General features: G+C 60.9%; 17 protein-coding genes. 7 read left to right on the top strand and 10 right to left on the bottom strand.

Annotated features, from left to right (window positions below; translation table 11 throughout):
- Nucleotides 1–119 precede the first annotated feature (119 nt).
- The 4 genes from pyrC (at nt 120) to ACQY1L_RS13000 (ending at nt 4,326) form a co-directional block, all read left to right on the top strand.
- On the top strand, nt 120–1,163 hold the full coding sequence (gene pyrC / locus ACQY1L_RS13015) for a dihydroorotase (protein ID WP_092663692.1): 1,044 nt from the start codon (nt 120–122) through the stop codon (nt 1,161–1,163).
- Nucleotides 1,164–1,276: 113 nt separating this feature from the next.
- Nucleotides 1,277–2,452: a GGDEF domain-containing protein gene (locus tag ACQY1L_RS13010; protein ID WP_174195538.1), complete on the top strand. Its 1,176-nt coding sequence runs from the start codon at nt 1,277–1,279 to the stop codon at nt 2,450–2,452.
- Between the two features lie 160 nt (nt 2,453–2,612).
- A complete protein-coding gene (locus ACQY1L_RS13005) occupies nt 2,613–3,308 on the top strand; it encodes an orotate phosphoribosyltransferase (protein ID WP_430241093.1) in 696 nt (231 codons plus the stop codon).
- Nucleotides 3,309–3,399: 91 nt separating this feature from the next.
- Entirely contained in the window at nt 3,400–4,326 is a 927-nt protein-coding gene (locus ACQY1L_RS13000) for a carbohydrate kinase family protein (protein WP_430241091.1), read from the top strand.
- Between the two features lie 60 nt (nt 4,327–4,386).
- Here ACQY1L_RS13000 and ACQY1L_RS12995 read toward each other — a convergent pair whose 3' ends face one another.
- The 4 genes from ACQY1L_RS12995 to ACQY1L_RS12980 all read right to left on the bottom strand — a co-directional run bounded on the left by ACQY1L_RS12995 (nt 4,387) and on the right by ACQY1L_RS12980 (nt 9,533).
- Nucleotides 4,387–4,551: a DUF3096 domain-containing protein gene (locus tag ACQY1L_RS12995; protein ID WP_082471821.1), complete on the bottom strand. Its 165-nt coding sequence runs from the start codon at nt 4,549–4,551 to the stop codon at nt 4,387–4,389.
- A gap of 176 nt (nt 4,552–4,727) precedes the next feature.
- Nucleotides 4,728–6,344, bottom strand: a complete 1,617-nt coding sequence (gene pgi / locus ACQY1L_RS12990; protein WP_430241089.1) for a glucose-6-phosphate isomerase — start codon at nt 6,342–6,344, stop codon at nt 4,728–4,730.
- 101 nt (nt 6,345–6,445) lie between these two features.
- Nucleotides 6,446–7,699, bottom strand: coding sequence for an alpha/beta hydrolase (locus tag ACQY1L_RS12985; protein ID WP_192087583.1), 1,254 nt, complete (start codon nt 7,697–7,699; stop codon nt 6,446–6,448).
- A gap of 136 nt (nt 7,700–7,835) precedes the next feature.
- Nucleotides 7,836–9,533 carry a long-chain-fatty-acid--CoA ligase gene (locus tag ACQY1L_RS12980; RefSeq protein WP_062453962.1) on the bottom strand — a complete coding sequence of 566 codons (1,698 nt, stop codon included), beginning with the start codon at nt 9,531–9,533 and terminating at the stop codon, nt 7,836–7,838.
- A gap of 262 nt (nt 9,534–9,795) precedes the next feature.
- Here ACQY1L_RS12980 and ACQY1L_RS12975 point away from each other — a divergent pair, with 262 nt between their 5' ends.
- Nucleotides 9,796–10,188: a PRC-barrel domain-containing protein gene (locus ACQY1L_RS12975; protein ID WP_113167380.1), complete on the top strand. Its 393-nt coding sequence runs from the start codon at nt 9,796–9,798 to the stop codon at nt 10,186–10,188.
- Nucleotides 10,189–10,252: 64 nt separating this feature from the next.
- Here the strand turns inward: ACQY1L_RS12975 and ACQY1L_RS12970 are convergent, their stop codons facing one another.
- On the bottom strand, nt 10,253–11,098 hold the full coding sequence (locus ACQY1L_RS12970; protein WP_430261869.1) for a GNAT family N-acetyltransferase: 846 nt from the start codon (nt 11,096–11,098) through the stop codon (nt 10,253–10,255).
- A gap of 29 nt (nt 11,099–11,127) precedes the next feature.
- The gene (locus ACQY1L_RS12965; RefSeq protein ID WP_430243953.1) at nt 11,128–12,078 is read right to left on the bottom strand and encodes a D-2-hydroxyacid dehydrogenase; all 951 of its coding nucleotides are present in this window, start codon (nt 12,076–12,078) and stop codon (nt 11,128–11,130) included.
- Nucleotides 12,079–12,163: 85 nt separating this feature from the next.
- Between ACQY1L_RS12965 and ACQY1L_RS12960 the strand changes: the two genes are divergently transcribed.
- Both ACQY1L_RS12960 and ACQY1L_RS12955 read left to right on the top strand, forming a co-directional pair.
- On the top strand, nt 12,164–13,276 hold the full coding sequence (locus ACQY1L_RS12960) for an NAD(P)/FAD-dependent oxidoreductase (RefSeq protein WP_430241083.1): 1,113 nt from the start codon (nt 12,164–12,166) through the stop codon (nt 13,274–13,276).
- A gap of 115 nt (nt 13,277–13,391) precedes the next feature.
- The gene (locus tag ACQY1L_RS12955; RefSeq protein ID WP_062453958.1) at nt 13,392–13,646 is read left to right on the top strand and encodes a DUF6074 family protein; all 255 of its coding nucleotides are present in this window, start codon (nt 13,392–13,394) and stop codon (nt 13,644–13,646) included.
- A 172-nt stretch (nt 13,647–13,818) separates the two neighbouring features.
- Here ACQY1L_RS12955 and ACQY1L_RS12950 read toward each other — a convergent pair whose 3' ends face one another.
- The 4 genes from ACQY1L_RS12950 to ACQY1L_RS12935 are packed head-to-tail and all read right to left on the bottom strand — an operon-like array spanning nt 13,819 to nt 18,137.
- Complete coding sequence (locus tag ACQY1L_RS12950) at nt 13,819–14,736, bottom strand: SMP-30/gluconolactonase/LRE family protein (protein WP_430241082.1); 918 nt, start codon at nt 14,734–14,736, stop codon at nt 13,819–13,821.
- A 40-nt stretch (nt 14,737–14,776) separates the two neighbouring features.
- Nucleotides 14,777–15,724: an ABC transporter permease gene (locus ACQY1L_RS12945; protein ID WP_113109430.1), complete on the bottom strand. Its 948-nt coding sequence runs from the start codon at nt 15,722–15,724 to the stop codon at nt 14,777–14,779.
- Complete coding sequence (locus tag ACQY1L_RS12940; RefSeq protein ID WP_062578936.1) at nt 15,721–16,662, bottom strand: ABC transporter permease; 942 nt, start codon at nt 16,660–16,662, stop codon at nt 15,721–15,723. Before ACQY1L_RS12940 ends, ACQY1L_RS12945 begins: the two co-directional genes overlap by 4 nt.
- Nucleotides 16,659–18,137 (bottom strand): sugar ABC transporter ATP-binding protein, encoded by a 1,479-nt coding sequence (locus tag ACQY1L_RS12935; RefSeq protein WP_430241079.1) that lies wholly within the window; start codon nt 18,135–18,137, stop codon nt 16,659–16,661. The genes ACQY1L_RS12940 and ACQY1L_RS12935 overlap by 4 nt, the downstream gene beginning before the upstream one ends.
- Nucleotides 18,138–18,148: the final 11 nt, after the last annotated feature.

Genomic DNA, 18,148 nt, shown 5'->3' with positions numbered 1-18,148 from the left:
AGTGATGGGGTTCCACACTATCGTCCGCGTCAGTTTGTTGTCGCGGTGATTGTTTTGAGCGGAATGTTGATGCTAAGGGGGATGAACTCTTCCAGCGCCAACAACCGCCCAGAGGCCCCATGAATACCATCAGTATCCGCCGCCCCGACGACTGGCATCTGCATTTGCGCGACGGCGCGGTTCTCGAAGGGGTGATCGGCGATACCAGCCGGCATTTCGCGCGCGCGATCATCATGCCCAATCTGGTCCCGCCGGTGGTCACGACCGCAGACGCAAGAGCGTACCGCGAACGGATCATGGCGGCATTGCCCAAGGGCGACCGGTTCGAACCGCTGATGACGCTGTACCTGACGGAACAGACCGATCCCAATGATCTCGAAGACGGCAAGAACAGCGGCCTGATCACCGCAGTCAAACTCTACCCCGCCGGTGCCACCACCAACTCGCATGGTGGCGTGCGCGATTTCGACAAGGCGATGCCGGCGCTCGAGCGCATGGCAAAGATCGGCCTGCCGCTTTGCGTACACGGCGAAGTCACGACGCCGGACGTCGATATCTTCGACCGCGAAGCCGTCTTCATCGAGACCGTTCTCGATCCGCTGCGCAAGCGCCTGCCGGAACTGAAGGTGACGATGGAGCATGTGACCACGGCCGACGGCATCGACTATATCAAGTCGGCCGAATCCAATCTGGCCGGAACGATCACCACCCATCACCTGATCATCAACCGCAACGCGCTTCTGGTGGGCGGTATCCGCCCGCATTATTACTGCCTGCCGGTCGCCAAGCGCGAAAACCATCGGCTGGCGCTGAGAGCCGCTGCGACTTCCGGCGATGCCCGCTTCTTCCTCGGCACCGATTCGGCGCCGCATGTGGATCCGCTGAAGGAATGCGGTTGCGGTTGCGCCGGCATCTATACCTCGCTCAACACCATGAGCTGCCTTGCCCATGTGTTCGAACAGGATAACGCGCTCGACAAGCTCGAAGCCTTCACCTCGCTGAACGGCCCTGCTTGGTATGGTCTGGCGCCCAACGAAGAACGCATCTCGATGGTTCGCCAGGCTGATCCGGTTGCTTTCCCGGACAAGCGGGACACGGGGGCTGGCCTCATCACCGTGTTTGATCCGATGTTTCCGCTGCACTGGGAAGTCGTTGAAACCTAAGCGGCATTTGGCAGGAAATTTAAGCTTGACGGTTGCTTGGTAATAATTTGGAGACAAACGGGAGATAGTTTTCCGCCCGTTACCTGACTTCGATCACCGAAGAGTTTGCCGGCATGACGCTAGACTATAAATCTCTTCTGCTTGCGCTCGGCGTTTCTGCCGCGTGCCTGATGGTGACCTTGTTCGGCACCTGGTTTTCAAGGCGGACCGATTCTTTCCTGCTGACGCTGGTCATCGCATTGAGCATGACGGTAACCGGCATCTTCGCCTATGGCTTCTACACGGCCGAAGCCGGTACCCTGACCGCATCCGTCGCATACGTGTTCATGATCTCCGGCCTCAGCGTGATATACGGTGCTTCCGTGCAGTTCCGCACCGGTGCAAGGCCCTGGCGGCTTGCCGCACTTTTGGCGCTTGCGGCGATCGCCCCGGGTCTGCCGCTGATGATCGGCGGTCTCGACGGGCTGGGCTTCATCCTGATGAACATTGCAGCAGCGCTGCTTCTTGGCGGTACGGCATGGCAATACTGGCTGGCGCGCAGCGAAGCGCCCGGTCCGCTGACCGGCATGGCCATCCTTTATGCGATGAGCGGATTTTCCTTCGTTCTGTGTGCATCCGTCCTCATTGCCAACCAGCAGTGGGTGCTGGGTCACGCCCCGAACAACTGGGCCGAGACGCTCAATATCGGCATCTGCATCGCCGGCATGACAGGCATCGGCGCGCTCTCGCTGGCGCTTCACCAGTGGCGCATGGCAGCGCTGCATCGGCGCGAGGCAATGACCGATGCGCTGACCGGACTGATGAACCGCCGCGCCATGTTCGAGCGCAACGGCGGTCGGATGCTGGGCACCTCCAGCGCAGTCATCGTGTTCGACATCGACCGTTTCAAGACAATCAACGACCAGTACGGTCATGCGGTCGGCGATGAAGTGCTGAAGATCTTTGCCGAGGATCTGCTGGTGGAAACGCCGGGCCCCAACACCGCGCGACTGGGCGGCGAGGAATTCGCCGTCCTTCTCGACAATGTTCTGCCGGGGCGCGCCGAGCGGATCGCCAACGATATCCGCAATCGTTTCGGTGCCCGTGACATCACGGTCGGGGTTGACCGCGTGCGCTGCACGGTCAGCGCCGGAATCGCGGTGGGTTCCCAATCGGGCGTGCTTTTCGAAACTGTGCTTAGCCTCGCCGATGCGGCACTTTACGAAGCAAAGCGGGCCGGGCGTGACCGCGTCCAGGTCTCAGGCTACCTGCGGTCAGTGTCGTCGGGCGAAAATCGCACAAGCGCCTGAAAACGCCTGAATTCAGTAAATCGTACCCGCCTTGCGCTGGCGCGGTCTCCCGCTTGCTGATATTGCGGCGCGTGGTTTCTAGATGCAGTTCCGACGAGAATGTCATGCGGTCTTACCGCCGGGACTTGCGACACGATGAATCGAGCAAAGGAGCGGGCGCATGATTCAGACCACATTTCCGGACCGGGGCGTTATGGCCGAACTCATGGCCAAGATGCTGTGGGAAATCGGTGCGGTGCATTTCAATGCCGAAAAGCACTACAAGTTTGCCTCAGGCATGATGAGCCCGGTCTATATCGATTGCCGCAAGCTGCTGTCCTACCCGCGCATCCGCTCCACCATCATGGATTTCGCCGTGTCGACGCTTCTGCGTGACGCCGGCTTTGAGAAATTCGATTGCATCGCAGGCGGCGAGACCGCCGGCATTCCGTTCGCTGCCCTTCTGGCAGACCGCCTGGCGCTGCCGATGATCTATGTGCGCAAGCAGCCCAAGGGCCATGGCCGCAACGCCCAGATCGAGGGTAACCTGCCCGAAGGTTCACGCGTCCTCGTGATCGAGGATCTGACCACGGCCGGCGGTTCGATGTTCAAGTTCATCGATGCCATCCGCGCTGCCGGCGGCGTCGTCGATCATGGCATGGCCCTGTTCTACTACGGTATCTTCGACGAGGGCGCGCTGCGTTTTGCCGATGGCAAGGTGCAGTTCCACCACATTGCCACATGGCGCAACGTGCTTTCGGTCGCCCGCGACCAGAAGCTGTTCGACGAGAACACGCTGTCGGAAGTCGAGGCATTTCTCGATGCCCCGCTGGCATGGTCGGCCCGCAACGGCGGCATCAGCGAACTGCCGCGCTAAGCATTCGCGGAACGCGAGCTTTTGCTCTGGTCAACGGACAAAAGCTCGCTTATTCCTGTCGAAAACAGGCAAATTCCTTGGGAGGAAAACCATGATCCTGTGCTGCGGCGAAGCTCTTATCGACATGCTTCCGCGTGAAACCACGCTTGGCGAAAAGGGCTTTGCGCCCTATGCCGGTGGCGCCATTTTCAATACGGCCATCGCGCTCGGGCGCCTCGGCGTGGACACGGGCTTCTTCACAGGCCTTGCCGACGACATGATGGGCGATGTGCTGCGCGAGACGCTGCGCGGCAGCAATGTCGATTTCAGCTACTGCGCCATCACCGCCCGCCCGTCCACCATTGCCTTCGTCAAGCTGGTCGATGGCCATGCCACCTACGCCTTCTATGACGAGGGGACGGCCGGCCGCATGATCACCGAGGCCGACCTGCCGGCGATCGGCGACGATTGCGAAGCCCTGCATTTCGGCGCGATCAGCCTCATCCCGGAACCGTGCGGCTCGACCTACGAGGCACTGATGGCCCGCGAGCAGGGCGAGCGCGTCATCTCTCTCGATCCGAACATCCGCCCCGGCTTCATCAAGGACAAGGCCTCGCATCTGGCCCGCATCAACCGCATGGCGGCGATGTCTGATATCGTCAAGTTTTCCGACGAAGACCTGGCCTGGTTCGGCCTCGAAGGCGATGAGGATACGCTTGCCCGCCACTGGCTGCATCACGGCGCAAAGCTCGTCGTCGTCACCCGCGGCGCCGATGGTGCGGTCGGTTACACCGCCAATCACAAGGTTACAGTGCCGAGCGAAAAGGTGACGGTCGTCGATACGGTCGGCGCCGGTGATACGTTCGACGCTGGTGTGCTGGCCTCGCTGAAAATGCAGAACCTGCTCACCAAGGCACAGGTCGCAAGCCTATCCGAAGATCAAATCGCAGCGCTTCTGGCACTCGGTGCCAAGGCTGCGGCAGTCACCGTCTCGCGAGCAGGGGCGAACCCGCCGTTTGCCCACGAGATCGGGCTCTGACAAGGACCGTGTCGCCTGCCAGCTGTCCTCGTTGAAGAACGAGGCAGCGGCAGGACAGGCTTAATTTGGCATCGGGATGTTTTGCATCACATTGGGCCAAAGGCCAGTAACGCCGATGAAGATCAGATAGAGCGCCACCACGTAATTCAGAATGCGCGGCATCAGAAGGATGACAATCCCCGCGATGAGCGCGACGAGCGGCTGTATGAAGACGATCGATTGCATTGTCTTGGCTCCTGGTCAGACTTTGGGCGTTTCGCCTGCAACGGCAAAAATGTCCGCGCCTTCACAAACTCGGTGAGGAGCTATTGGTTGCTCGGATCGCCAATCACGACGAGTCCGGCATGCGCTTCCGTGGTATCAAGGATGAGCCGGGCGAACCCGGCTCATCCTAAGGCGTCTCAGCCAATCAATGCCTTCACGAGACCTTGCGTCGAGCCGTCCTGGTCGTCAGCGGCGGCCTTGCCCTGCACGACGGGCAAAAGACCTGTCGCCAGTTCCTTGCCAAGCTCCACGCCCCACTGGTCGAAGGAATTGATGCGGAACAGCACGCCTTCGACAAAGACCCGGTGCTCGTAGAGCGCAATCAGCCGGCCGAGCGCAAACGGCGTCAGCTTCTCGTACACGAAGGTGATCGACGGGCGGTTGCCGGTGAACACCCGATGCGGCGCGATGTGGCTGGCCTTCGCGTCGTCCATGCCGGCCTTTGCCAGCTGCGCCTTGGCCTCATCCAGTGTCCGGCCTTTCATCAGGGCCGCGGACTGCGCCAGGCAATTGGCGATCAGCAGATCGTGCTGGTGGCGCAGTTCCGGCTCGAAGCCTGTCTTTGCAATCATGAATTCGGCCGGGATGACGCTCGTGCCCTGGTGGATCAGCTGGTAGAAGGCGTGCTGGCCATTGGTGCCGGGTTCGCCCCAGACGACCGGGCCGGAATTGCCCTCGACCGGGGTGCCGTCGATCGTCACGCCCTTGCCGTTCGATTCCATGTCCAGCTGCTGCAGATAGGCCGGAAAGCGCAGCAGCCGCTGGTCGTAGGGCAGGATCGCGCGGGTCGGGTAATCCAGCACGTTGCGGTGATAAAAGCCGATCAGGCCGAGCAGCATCGGCAGGTTCTGCGCGGTCGGCGCCGTGCGGAAATGGGTGTCCATCGCATGTGCACCATCGAGAAACTTACCGAAATTCTCCGGACCGACGGCAAGCATCAGCGGCAGGCCGATCGCCGACCAGATCGAATAGCGACCGCCGACCCAGTCCCAGAAGCCGAACACCCGGTCCTGGTCGATGCCGAAGGCGGCAACCTTGTCGAGCGCCGTCGAGACCGCGCAGAAATGATGCTTCACCGCATCGTCACCCAGCTTGTCGGCGATGAACTTGCGGGCCGTGGCGGCATTGGTCATCGTCTCGATCGTCGTGAAGGTTTTCGAGGCGACGATAAATAGCGTCGTTTCGGCGTCGAGATGCTTCAGCGTGTCGGCAATATGGGCGCCATCGACATTGGAAACGAAATGCGCGCGCGGGCCGTCATGGAAAGGTGCAAGAGCCAGCGTTGCCATGACCGGGCCGAGATCGGAGCCGCCGATGCCGATATTGACGACGTCGGTGATCGCCTTGCCCGTTGCGCCCTTCAGGCTGCCGGAGCGAATGCCGTCTGAAAATTTGCCCATCGCCGCAAGCACGGCGTTGACATCCGGCATCACGTCCCGGCCATCGACCATAACAGGCGTGTTGGAACGGTTGCGCAGGGCGGTGTGAAGAACGGCCCGGTCTTCCGTGAAGTTGATGGCGACGCCCGAAAACATCTCATCGCGCTTTTTCGCAACACCGGCAGCTTCGGCCAGCGTCTCGAACAAAGCGAGGATGTCGTCGTTCACCGCAGTCTTGGAATAATCCATGATGAGGTCATCAAAGCTGACGCTGAATTTCCCGAACCGGCCGGGATCAGCAGCAAAAGCCTCGCGGATATCCGTGGCATTTGTCTTTTCGGCAGTGGATTTCAGCTCTTTGACGATGGTCTGCATGGACGTTCCTCGCATTCGGATGGATGCGTGGGAACCTATTCGCTTTCGCGTTCAAATCAAGCGCTGCGCGCGATGTTCGCTGCGTGCCTGGACTTCTGGCCTTACGGAACGATGGCACTTTCGGCCGTGTTGCCGATGGCGCGGCCGAAGCGATCTACCTGTTCGGCGTAGTTGCGCCGCGTGCGCGGGTCGAAGATCGAGATCGGTGTTGAGACGGCAACGCTTGCCGCACTGCCGACCGTCTGCGCCGTGCCAAGTGCCACAGCACCCAGACGCTCGCCAAGTCCGACATCGCTGTCGGTCACTTCCTGGCCGGCGATCAGACGGTTGCCGATCAGCTTCACGACATCCGGGCTTGAGGCAAACTTGCCGTGGTTGAGCGGATCATTCCCCTTCAGCGCCGTCAGATCGAGCACGGTAATACCGGCCTTCTCGAATTCGGTACGATAGGGTTCGACGGTCGGATCGACCTGCCCGAGCCGATCGATATTGCCCGAAATCCGTCGCGACAGATTGAGCGCACGGTCATCGCGCGAAACGAACAACGTGAATTTCGGATGCTTGGGACCAAGCGCCGAGAACTGGTTGGTGAACACGTCGACATCGAGATCCGGCGAGGCAAGGATGACGTTGGTGATCTTCGGTGCCACGCGACCGTCGCGGATCGCCATCTGGCGCAGCGCCTCGACTGTCAGCCATGAGCCCATGGAATGCGCCATGATCGTCACTTCGCTGACCTGGGAATCCTTGGAAAGCCGGCTCAGCATGTCTTCCAGCGCGTCGCGGGAATAGTTGGTGCTTTCCTTGTCGTAGTTATAGGCGAAGATGCTGCCGCGCGAAGGCCATGTGAAGAGGACCGGTGCCACATCGGTTCCGCTGTCGTGGACGATCTGGGCAAAACGGTAGACGGCGTCGTCGTAGCGGTTGTTGAACCCGTGCACGAACACCATTACCCGTCGGCTTTTCGGCAGGTTGCCGCGCAGCCACTCACTGGCACGCTGCGGCGAGAGCGGCGTGACCGAAAGCGTCGCAAATTCCTTGGTCGGATCCGCCACGATCTTTTTCGGCCACTGGACCTCGCCGATCTTGCGGACGGAATCGGGTGGTATCGAGACGCTGATTTCGGTCACGCTCGGGGTCTTGTCGCGCTCTCCGGAAAACAGCACGCCCGGCGTCTCGGAGGGTCGGCGGGTGGTGGCGACGAGAACGTCTACCTTGGATATGCCCTTGGTTTCCGCAGCCCCTGCCGCGGCTGGAACGAGCACGCCTTCAGGCCGCCCGGCGCAGCCCGAAAGGGCGGCTGCCAAGAGCGCAGCAATGACGATGCAACGAAAGGGTCCAGCGCTTCTATCCAAGCGAACTCCACATGCCAAAAAGTTAATTATCCTCAACGGCTAACGGAGCAGGCGTCCAAGGTCCACCTCAAACGGGTGATCTCTCCTCGGACGGGGGGCAGTTGGGCAGCGCTTGTCGCAGCAGCGCAACGAATGGCTATTGCCGAAGCTCGCGCCGCAGAATTTTTCCGACATTCGTTTTCGGCAGCGCGTCGCGGAACTCGATAAAGCGAGGGCGCTTGTAGTTTGTCAGGTTGGCAATGCAGTGCGCCTTGATATTGGCCTCGGTCAGTTCCGGATCCCGGCGCACGACGAACACCTTGACCGCCTCGCCGGAATGTTCGTCCTTGACGCCAACTGCTGCGCATTCCAGCACGCCCGGATGGCTCGCCACGACTTCCTCAACCTCGTTCGGATAGACGTTGAAGCCGGAGACAAGGATCATGTCCTTCTTGCGATCGACGATCTTGATATAGCCGGCAGCGTCCATGTAGCCCATGTCGCCGGTGCGGAAGAATCCGTCCGGGGTCATCGCCTTCTCCGTCTCGTCCGGCCGGTTCCAGTATCCGGCCATCACCTGCGGGCCGTGGATGCAGATTTCGCCGACGCCGCCGAGTTCGACCTCCAGCCCGTCGTCGTCGCGGATCGAGATATCGGTAGACGAGATCGGCAAGCCAATCATGCCGGTGAATCCCTGGACATCCATCCGGTTGGCGGTGGCGACCGGCGACGTCTCGGACAGGCCGTAGCCTTCGGTAATCGGGCAACCGGTCATCTCAAGCCAGCGCTCGGCGACCGGCCGCTGCACCGACATGCCACCGCCGAACACAAGCAGCAGCGCCGAAAAGTCCAGCTTCTGGAAATCGGCATTGTTCATCAGCGCATTAAACAGCGTGTTGAGCCCGGGGAAGACGTGGATCTTGTATTTCTGCAGATCCTTGACGAAGGCCGGGATATCGCGCGGATTGGCAATCAGGATATTGTGGCTGCCGGTCGCAACCCCCATCAGCGAATTCACCGTCAGCGCGAAAATGTGGTAGAGGGGTAGCGCGCATAGGAACTGCAATTGCGGCGGACGCGGCTTTGTCAGGAAGGCGGTGTCCAGCCACAGGCCCATCTGCGATGCGTTGGAAAGAAGATTGGCGTGCGTCAGGATCGCGCCCTTGGAAACACCCGTCGTGCCGCCCGTATATTGCAGGAACGCGACATCCTGTGGTCCCACATCCTGCGGCGTCAGGGTTTTGCCCGATCCGTCGGAGAGAACCTGCTTGAAGCTTGTCGCCGAGGGTAACGACCAGTTCGGAACGAGCTTCTTCACCTTTCGCACGACGAGATTGACGATATGGCCCTTGAGGCCCAGCATGTCGCCCATCGTTGCTACGACCACATGCTTCACATCGGTGCCAGCAAGCGACTGTTCTACCGTATGGGCGAAGTTTTCCAGTACGAAGAGCGCCTTGGCACCCGAATCCTCCAGCTGGTATTGCAGTTCGCGCGGTGTGTAGAGCGGGTTGACGTTGACGACCGTATAGCCTGCCCGAAGGATGCCGTAGACAACGACAGGGTTCTGCAGGATGTTCGGCAGCATCACCGCCACCCGGTCTCCCTTTTGCAAGCCCGTCGATTGCAGCCAGGCGCCGATCTTGCGGCTCTCGGCTTCAAGCTCGCGAAAGGTGATGGCCTTGCCCATGCTCGAAAAGGCCGGGCGATCGGCATAACGGGCGCAGCTATTTTCGAATAGAGCGCCGAGCGAAGCATGTGCCAGGGGTGGGATTTCGGGGGGAACGCCGGGCGGGTAGCTGGCAAGCCAGATCTTTTCCCTCGCTGTGGCGGGCTGCTTGGACAATTCGCTCATCTGCGTCTCCTCCCATATCGATCTGCGCGCATCAGGCGCAGCTGGCTGGCGGCTTCCTCCTCCGCCGGCCATCGTCGATGATTATGCCATGCGTCAGCCCCAACAGACCAGCGCAACCTATCGTGAATTGCTATCTAACTTTGACGTAAGCGTCAATGTGCCGAGACTTGATACTCGACAAGCTTTTGGACGCAAAGTGCGGAACCTCCACGGCCGCAAGCCGTTTTTCAACCATAACGACACGACAAAAAGGAGTTGCGTTATGATGCATCATGAACCGCGTGCGGGGCAGGACCCCTATGTCAAGGATACCGTTTCGCTGATTGCCAGCGACAAGGTCGAAGGCACCGCAGTTTACGGCGCCGATGGCAAGCGGATCGGCTCGATTGCGCGAATTCTGCTGGAGAAAAAGGGTGGCCGCGTTGCCTACGCCGTCCTGAGCTTCGGTGGCTTCCTTGGCATTGGCGACGATTACTATCCGCTGCCTTGGGAAAAGCTTCACTACGACGAGGAGTTGGACGGTTACCGGATCGACCTTACCAAGGACCAGATCTCCGGCGCGCCGCGCTACAAAGATATCGACGACGACAGCTTCTACAGCGCGAGGGACAAGTCGGTTTACGACTACTACGGCGTCCCGCCATACTGGATGTAGTCGCTCAATAAGCTATTTTTGATCGAAGGGCCTCGCCGCGTGCGGGGCCTTTTTGGGTTTCCGATCAATCCAGCCTCAGCACCATCTCGGACTGCGTCAGCCGGCTGCGTCGCCATCCGATGCGGCGCATGAAGGGATCAAGCAACCCACCTGCAATATTCTCCGCCGTATAAAGCCTGCGACCAAGATAGCGCGCCGCGAGGCTGTCGGCCAAGGCGCGGCCGAGACCCTTGCGCCTTTCCGCCGGATCGACCGCGAAACCATAGATCCGCACGTCATCCTTCGTATCATCAAGCAAAGCGACAGCCTTCGTCCCGATCGAAAAACTTATGAGCGGTGACCCGGGATGGCGAAAACAGTCCGGATCGGTCTGCCAAGTTGGGTTTGCATCCGCAAACCGGGACAGCATTGCGGCCGCTTCCATATATTCGCATTCGGCCGCGGGCGGAACCTCCGGCACCGGTCGTGTCCGGCTGCGGCTGAAGCCGACCTGCTTGCGGGACAACTCGAAGCCGAGAGACCGATAGAGATCGCGAGCACGGATATTGGAATCGATGACTTCGAGGATAAGCTCCGCATCGCCCCGTGCCCTTGCAGCGGCAATCGCATCCGTCATGACGCGGGTCCCGAGGCCCTGACCGCGGATCGTCGGGCCGATGCCGAGCGCACTGACGCGCGACCGTTTCCCCCGTCGCGCAATCAGCAGGGTCCCGGCGGGCTTGTCACCGTCGAAAAACACTTCGCTTGCTTCAGGGTCGACATCTTCACGCGCCATGCGCAAAGAGAACGCCTCAGGCGAAATCGTGAATTTCACCACATAGCCGCGAAATCCTTCGGTGAAGGCGGCGGCTGCATCCTCCATCGTTGTTTCCGCAAGGCTCCGACGCGTGACGGCTTCCGTTCGCTGCATTTATCAAGACCTCCACCCACCGACACTGTCTACAGAACGTTGGAGGGTGCGCCTTTCTCAAAATTCTCTACATGGTCGATGACCTGTGCCCAGAGCGATTGCATCGCCTCGTCGCTTGCCCAGGCGACATGCGGCGTGACGATCACGTTCGGCCGGTCGAGAACGGCAAGCAGCGGATTGTCCGGTGCCGGAGGCTCCTTCGTCAGCACGTCGAAGCCCGCCCCGCCGATCAGCCCTTCATTCAGTGCCGTCACCAGGTCGGCCTCGTTCACCAGCCCGCCGCGCGCCGTGTTGATGACCAGCGGCTTGCGCGTCATCCGCCGGAATTCCGCGATGCCGATCATGTCGCGGGTCTCGGGCGTCAGCGGCATATGAAACGTGATGATATCGGCGCGCTCGAGCACCTCGTTGAACGCCGTATAGCTCGGCGCAACCTCCGTCGATCCCTTGCGAGCGGCAAACAGCGGGGTCATGCCCAGCGCTTCGCCGATCCGTGCCACGGATTTGCCCAGCGTCCCGCCGCCGAAAATGCCGAGCGTCGAGCCGGCAAGATCCTTGATCGGATGGTTGAAGAAACAGAACTGGTTCGCCCTCTGCCATTCGCCATCGATCACGTCTTGACGGAAGCCGATGATCGAGCGGCGCAGCGCAAAGATCAGCGCGAATGTATGCTCCGGAACCGTGTTGACCGCATAACCGCGCACGTTCGAAACGACGATGTCGCGCTCCTTTGCCGCTGCCAGATCGATCACGTCATAACCTGTGGCGGCGACCGCAATCATCTTCAGCCGCGATGCCTGCGCGATCGAGGCGGCACGCACCGGCGCCTTGTTGGTGATGACGATATCGGCATCGGCAATGCGCGCTGCGACGTCATCTTCAGGCGTCTTGCCGTATTCGATCCACTCATGCGCAAACCCCGGCCTTGTGATCGTTACCGAAGGGCCGATCGTGTCGCGATCCAGGAATACGATCTTCAGCACTGGCTTTCCTCCTCTGGCCTCACCGGATTTCTCGTATAACATCCGTCATGCCGCGTGGAAGGCGGAAACTGCGAGAGTGGGCATGGCGGAAATACTGGAGCTCGATTGCGTCGTCATCGGCGGCGGTGTGGTGGGGCTGGCGATCGCGCGTCGCCTTGCGCTCTCCGGCCGCGAGGTGATCGTGCTCGAGGCCGAATCACTGACCGGCAGCATTACCTCCGCCCGCAACAGCGAAGTCATCCATGCCGGACTCTATTACGCGACAGGCAGTCTCAAGGCGTCACTGTCGGTCGCCGGCAAACACAGTCTCTACCAGTACTGCGAGGAGCGCGGCATTCCCCACCGGCGCTGCGGCAAGCTCGTCGTTGCTTCCAGCGAGACAGAGGTCGCCTACCTCGAGAAACTTCTGAAGCAGGCAACGGCCAATGGCGTCGAGGATTGCCGGCTGATCGACGGCGCGGAACTGGCCGCTATGGAGCCGCAGATCCGCGGCTTCAAGGCGCTGCTTTCGCCCTCGACCGGCATCATCGACAGCCACCGGCTGATGGAAGCCTATATCGCCGATATCGAGAACCACGGCGGCAGCATCGTCCTCAACTCTCCGGTTCTTGGCGGCACCTTGCGGGACGATTCGGTGCGCCTGTCGGTCGGTGGAGCCGATCCGGTTGATGTCGACGCAAAGCTGGTCGTCAATGCGGCGGGCCTCGGCGCGTGGGGCATCTCCGCCGGTCTCGAAGGTCTCAACCCCACGACCATCCCCGAACGCCATTATGCCAAGGGATCCTATTTCTCGCTGTCCGCACGCGCGCCGGCGCAACGGCTGATCTATCCGGTGCCGGAACCCGGCGGGCTCGGCGTGCATCTGACGCTGGACATGGCCGGTCAGGCACGGTTCGGCCCTGACGTCGAATGGGTGGAGAGGGTCGACTATGACGTCGATCCCGATCGATCGCAGAAGTTCTATTCCGCCATCCGCCGTTACTGGCCGGGCCTTGCCGATGGCACGCTTGTTCCCGCCTATTCCGGCATCCGCCCCAAGGTCGTCGGTCCCAAGGGAGGCGGCGGGGGAGATTTCATCATTCAGGGACCGAAGCAGACGGGTCATCCGGGGTATGCGGCGCTCTACGGAATAGAGTCGCCCGGGCTGACATCGTCGATGGCAATCGCCGAATATCTAGAAAAACTAATATATTAACGATTTCGCGAGGTTTGGGAACGCACCTCCGCGAACCTCGTTCAGCTTTTGTGAAGGAGTAAAGCTCATTGTTTCGCTCAGTACGGGCGATTCGCCCGGTATTTACGGAGTTGAAATGACGCTCTTACAATTCCCGGCCGATCGACGCACTGGTGATGTCAGACGATGTGCTGAAACCCTGAGTGATCTTCATGGCCACGCCGCCAACCAGTTCTGGAGAACGGAAATGGCGGAATTTGCACGGTCCATGCGCCAGCGCGGCGCTGACGACCAGGAAATCTCAAGGCAGGCCGCACTGTTCATGCATGCCGTCCAGATGGAACTGCAGATGATGTTTGCAGAACAGGATGCGGACGTATCGGCTGGCTGATTTTTCGCGGAGCGCGTGACTGGTATCGCGTGACGCGTGAATGACGGGAGGACCGCCTACGGCGGGTAGCCAATCCTCCCGAGTGACGCTCCTTGGCGGTGAGCGACGGGTTGTTGAATAATAACCGAAGCTTGCCTCACCATGGATTGCGTTTTGCTAATTTTACACTTGCTTAGCTAAGGCCAGCACCTGTCGTCGCAAGGAAGATTGCATAGAGCGATTTCGTTGCCGTGATGAACAACTGGTTGCGCCGCGGGCCGCCGAACGTGAGGTTCGCTGCCGTCTGCGGCAGCAGGATTTTCCCCAAAAGCTTGCCGTCGGGACCGAAGCAATGCACCCCGTCTCCGGCGCTCGTCCAGACATTTCCGTCGACATCGACGCGGAACCCGTCCGCCAGACCGTTGTCGATATCGCAAAATACCCGGCTGTTTTTGAGCTGCCTGCCGTCCACGACATCGAAGGCGCGGATATGACGCGGCGCGGACGGGTCATGGCTCGACGATGAGTCGGCCACATAGAGGATCTTTTCGTCCGGCGAGAAGGCGAGCCCGTTGGGCTGGCCGAAATCAGTCACCACCGCGTCGATCTCGCCGGTTTCCGGATCCAGCCGATAGACGTTGCGGGTCGCCTGTTCAGGCTCTGCCCGAAAACCCTCGTAATCGGATTTGATGCCATAGGTCGGGTCGGTGAACCAGACGCTTCCATCCGAGCGCACCACCACGTCATTGGGCGAATTCAGCCGCTTGCCCTCGTAGCTGTCGGCAAGCACGGTGATCGAGCCGTCGATCTCCGTGCGTGTCACGCGGCGGCCACCGTGCTCGCACGAGACAAGCCGCCCCTGCCGGTCGCGGGTATTGCCGTTGGTGAAATTGGAAGGCGTGCGAAACACCGAAACGCCGCCATCTTTGACCCAGCGCAGCATCCGCTGGTTGGGAATGTCGCTCCAGATCAGGCATTGCAGATCGGAAAACCACACAGGCCCCTCCGCCCAGCGGCAGTCCGAATAGAGTTCTTCCAGGCCTGAACTCGGGACGATCAGGTGCCGGAAGCGGTCGTCGTGGATTTCGTAAGGTGAAGATGTCTGCGACATGGCATTGCGTCCGGTTGAATGTGTCTGAAGTATTTAAAATCTATCGGCTCGATTGCCGACCGCCGGCGAGAAGAATGACGGCGATGATGATCGTGCCGGTGAGGATGAGGCGCACACCGGCGCCGAAGCCATAGGTGTTGAGCATCGACACCACCAGGAACATGAACAGCGAGGCGCCCCAGATGCCCGGTATGTTCGAATTTCCACCCGCCACCGCCGTGCCGCCGATGACCACGACGGCAATCGACATCAGCAGGTATTCCGAGCCCATGTTGAGCGCAGCACCTCCGGAAAAGCTCGCCAGCAGATAACCGCAGACGGACGCGAGAACCGCGCACAGCATATAGGTGACAAGCCGGGTTCCATCGACGGGAATGCCGGTCATGCGGGCCGCAAACGTGCTCTGGCCGATCGCCGAGATCCAGCGCCCGTAGATCGACTTTTCCAGAAGCACCCATGCTACGGCCGACAGGATCAACGCCACCAGCGCCACATTGGGAATGCCGAGCAGGCCGGATGTGGCAAATTCCGCCAGCGTTTCCGGCGGCTTGATGCGCAGGCCGCGATTGCTCCAGATCGCCACCGACTGAACGATGAAACTCATCGACAGCGTCGCGATGATCGGCGGAATGCGCAAGAGCTTGATCAGGATGTAATTGCCCAGCCCGACGACGAGCCCGATGCCGACGGATGCTAAAAGCCCGACGACGATCATGCCGTCCTGTACGTCCATCAGCTTCAGGGCAAGCGTGCCTGATAGCGTCATCGTCGCCGGCACGGACAGATCGATATTGCCCGGCCCAAGCGTAATCACGAACATCTGGCCGATGCCGACGATGACGGAAAAGGCGGCAAAGGTCAGCGCTGCCTGCGACAGGCCGAACGAGCTTGCCCCGCCGGTAAAGAGAACGGTGATGATCCAGACGACGGCAGTCGCTGCAAACGACCAGATCCACGGCTTGGCGACGAGAAGACGTTGCATGGTCATTGGCTCTTCTCCCGCTTTTCGAGACGGTTGAGGGCAAGGCGAAGGGCAAGCACGACGATCAGGATCGCCCCTTGCGCGCCGATCTGCCAGTCCGGCGAAATCCGCATGAAGGACAGGAAAGACCCGGCAAGCGTCAGCGTCAGCGCCCCGATGACGGCCCCGATCGGCGACACCTTGCCGCCGACGAACTCGCCGCCACCAAGGATGACGCCCGCGATCGACAACAGCGTGTAGCGCAGCGCGATATTGGCATCGGCAGAGGTGGTAAGCCCCACCAGCGCGATACCGGCAAGCACGGCAAACAGCCCGGCCAGCGCGTAGGTTCCGGCACGGATGCCGATCACGGACCAGCCGGCCCGTTCGACCGAACGGTCGTTGCCGCCGACGCCGCGCATCAGAACCCCGAACGACGAGCGCATCACGATATAATGGGTGACGGCGGCGATGAGGATGCTGGCAACGATCGCCATCGGCACGAGCGGCGGCTTGGCGGTCATGATCCATCGCGCAAAACCCGGTGCCGTACCGCCAGGCGAGGGGAGGATCAGCACCGCAAGCCCGCCCCAGACAAAACTCATCCCGAGCGTAACGACGATCGACGGCAGTTCGCGCAGATGGATGACGACGCCGATGACGGCATAGGTCGCGATCGCTCCGAGCAGGATCAGGATGCCGAGTGCCGGCGAGGTCTGCAAAAGCGTTGCGGCGACACAGGCGCAGAAGCTCACAAACGTGCCCATCGATAGGTCGAGGTCGTTGACGGACATGATCAGCATCTGGGCGATGGTCGCAAGCGCGATCGGCACCGCCAGATTGAACAGCAGGTTGAGGCCGTTATAGCTCATGGCGCGCGGCTGCATGTAGAAGACGGCCGCCAGCAGCAGCACCAGCGATGCGGCGGGAATGATCAGGCGAATGGTGCCGGACGAGATCTTCATGCCGCTTCTCCCTGCGAAAACGAGGCAGAAAGCACGCTCTTCTCGCTGATCTCCTCTCCGACAAGTTCGGCGACGATCGCGCCCTCGCGAAACACATAGACCCGGTCGCAGAGCCGGATTTCGTCCATCTCTGTCGAGTACCAGATGAATGTCCGGCCGTTGGCGGCCTCCGAGCGCAGAATTTCATAAACTTCCTGCTTGGTGCCGATATCGACGCCGCGCATCGGATCGTCCATCAGCACGATATCTGCGGTGGTCGCGAGTGCCCGCGCAAACAGAACCTTCTGCTGGTTGCCGCCGGAAAGCGACAGGATGCGGTTGCCCATGTCGGGCGTGCGAATCTCGATCCGCTTCTTCCAGCCTTCGCCGAGCGCAGTCTCGCGGTCACCGTCGATCATCCGCTTCGACGACAGCTGGTCGAGCGAAGCGAGCGACAGGTTCTTAAGAATGCTCCAGAGCGGGAACGTACCATTCAAGCTTCGGTCGCCGGCGACGAAGGCGATGTCGCGCTTCTTTGTTGGAAACCAGTTGCTGTTACGGGCCAGATAGAGATCGAGCAGCGCCTGGGTCTGGCCATGGCCGCCGAGACCGGCAAGCCCTATCATCTCGCCGCGATAGGCTTCGAACGGCAGGGCCTTGGCCTGTCCATGCCCGTGCCCACGCCGCGCCGGCATCGAAAGCACCGGAGCGCCCGACTTTGCAACCGCTTTGCGCGACAGCTCCTGTTCGCGCACCACATTGCCCATCGCCTCGACAAGGCTGCGGTTATTGAATTTTGAAGCGGCGCGGTCTGCCACCACGCGTCCATCCTTCATCACAACGATGCGGTCGGAGGTGGTGAGGATTTCGCCGAGAATATGCGAGATCAGCAGCACCGACCCGCCGGCGGAGACGAATTTGCGGATATAGGCCATCAGCTGTGCCGCAAGTCCGGCATCGAGCGATGACGTCGGCTCATCCAGAATGACCAGCTTCGGCGGCGCCGAGATGCCGGCAAAGCTGATGGCGATCTCCACCATCTGCCGTTCGGCGATCGAGAGGTCGTCGACCGTGCTGTCGCAATCGATCGCATGGCCGGGAAAGATGTCCTTCAGCTGGGTTTCGACCAGCGAAAGCGCCCGGCCGCGCCAGTTCCAGCCCTTCAGCTCCGCATGCATGATGCGGGCGTTTTCGCCGACCGTCAGGTTCGGGCAGAGCGACAGTTCCTGGAATACGCAGCGCACGCCGTTGGCACGCGCAGCCGAAATGCCCCGCACATCGTTGCCGCTGTAGCGGAGCGAGCCTTCATGGGGAGATAAGCCGCCATTGATGACATTGACGATGGTGGATTTGCCGGCACCGTTATGGCCGACCAGCCCGACGCATTCGCCCGCGTGGATCACGAGGTCGGCGCCATCAAGCGCCTTCACGGCTCCGAAAGTCACACGGACGCCGCGCGCGGCCACAACCTCTTGTCGGTTCAAGGTTTCGCTCATGCAGATCGCAG

Origin of the sequence: Neorhizobium sp. DAR64862/K0K3 (assembly GCF_050500185.1) — a bacterium.
Lineage (GTDB): Bacteria > Pseudomonadota > Alphaproteobacteria > Rhizobiales > Rhizobiaceae > Neorhizobium > Neorhizobium soli.
This window is presented reverse-complemented; position numbering and strand designations above follow the sequence as displayed.

Bases quoted from the DNA above. Each gene is read 5' to 3' on its own strand.
- pyrC (WP_092663692.1), top strand. From the start codon at position 120: ATGAATACCATCAGTATCCGCCGCCCCGACGACTGGCATCTGCATTTG.
- ACQY1L_RS13010 (WP_174195538.1), top strand. From the start codon at position 1,277: ATGACGCTAGACTATAAATCTCTTCTGCTTGCGCTCGGCGTTTCTGCC.
- ACQY1L_RS13005 (WP_430241093.1), top strand. From the start codon at position 2,613: ATGATTCAGACCACATTTCCGGACCGGGGCGTTATGGCCGAACTCATG.
- ACQY1L_RS13000 (WP_430241091.1), top strand. From the start codon at position 3,400: ATGATCCTGTGCTGCGGCGAAGCTCTTATCGACATGCTTCCGCGTGAA.
- ACQY1L_RS12995 (WP_082471821.1), bottom strand. From the start codon at position 4,551: ATGCAATCGATCGTCTTCATACAGCCGCTCGTCGCGCTCATCGCGGGG.
- pgi (WP_430241089.1), bottom strand. From the start codon at position 6,344: ATGCAGACCATCGTCAAAGAGCTGAAATCCACTGCCGAAAAGACAAAT.
- ACQY1L_RS12980 (WP_062453962.1), bottom strand. From the start codon at position 9,533: ATGAGCGAATTGTCCAAGCAGCCCGCCACAGCGAGGGAAAAGATCTGG.
- ACQY1L_RS12975 (WP_113167380.1), top strand. From the start codon at position 9,796: ATGATGCATCATGAACCGCGTGCGGGGCAGGACCCCTATGTCAAGGAT.
- ACQY1L_RS12970 (WP_430261869.1), bottom strand. From the start codon at position 11,098: ATGCAGCGAACGGAAGCCGTCACGCGTCGGAGCCTTGCGGAAACAACG.
- ACQY1L_RS12960 (WP_430241083.1), top strand. From the start codon at position 12,164: ATGGCGGAAATACTGGAGCTCGATTGCGTCGTCATCGGCGGCGGTGTG.
- ACQY1L_RS12955 (WP_062453958.1), top strand. From the start codon at position 13,392: ATGACGCTCTTACAATTCCCGGCCGATCGACGCACTGGTGATGTCAGA.
- ACQY1L_RS12950 (WP_430241082.1), bottom strand. From the start codon at position 14,736: ATGTCGCAGACATCTTCACCTTACGAAATCCACGACGACCGCTTCCGG.
- ACQY1L_RS12945 (WP_113109430.1), bottom strand. From the start codon at position 15,724: ATGACCATGCAACGTCTTCTCGTCGCCAAGCCGTGGATCTGGTCGTTT.
- ACQY1L_RS12940 (WP_062578936.1), bottom strand. From the start codon at position 16,662: ATGAAGATCTCGTCCGGCACCATTCGCCTGATCATTCCCGCCGCATCG.
- ACQY1L_RS12935 (WP_430241079.1), bottom strand. From the start codon at position 18,137: ATGAGCGAAACCTTGAACCGACAAGAGGTTGTGGCCGCGCGCGGCGTC.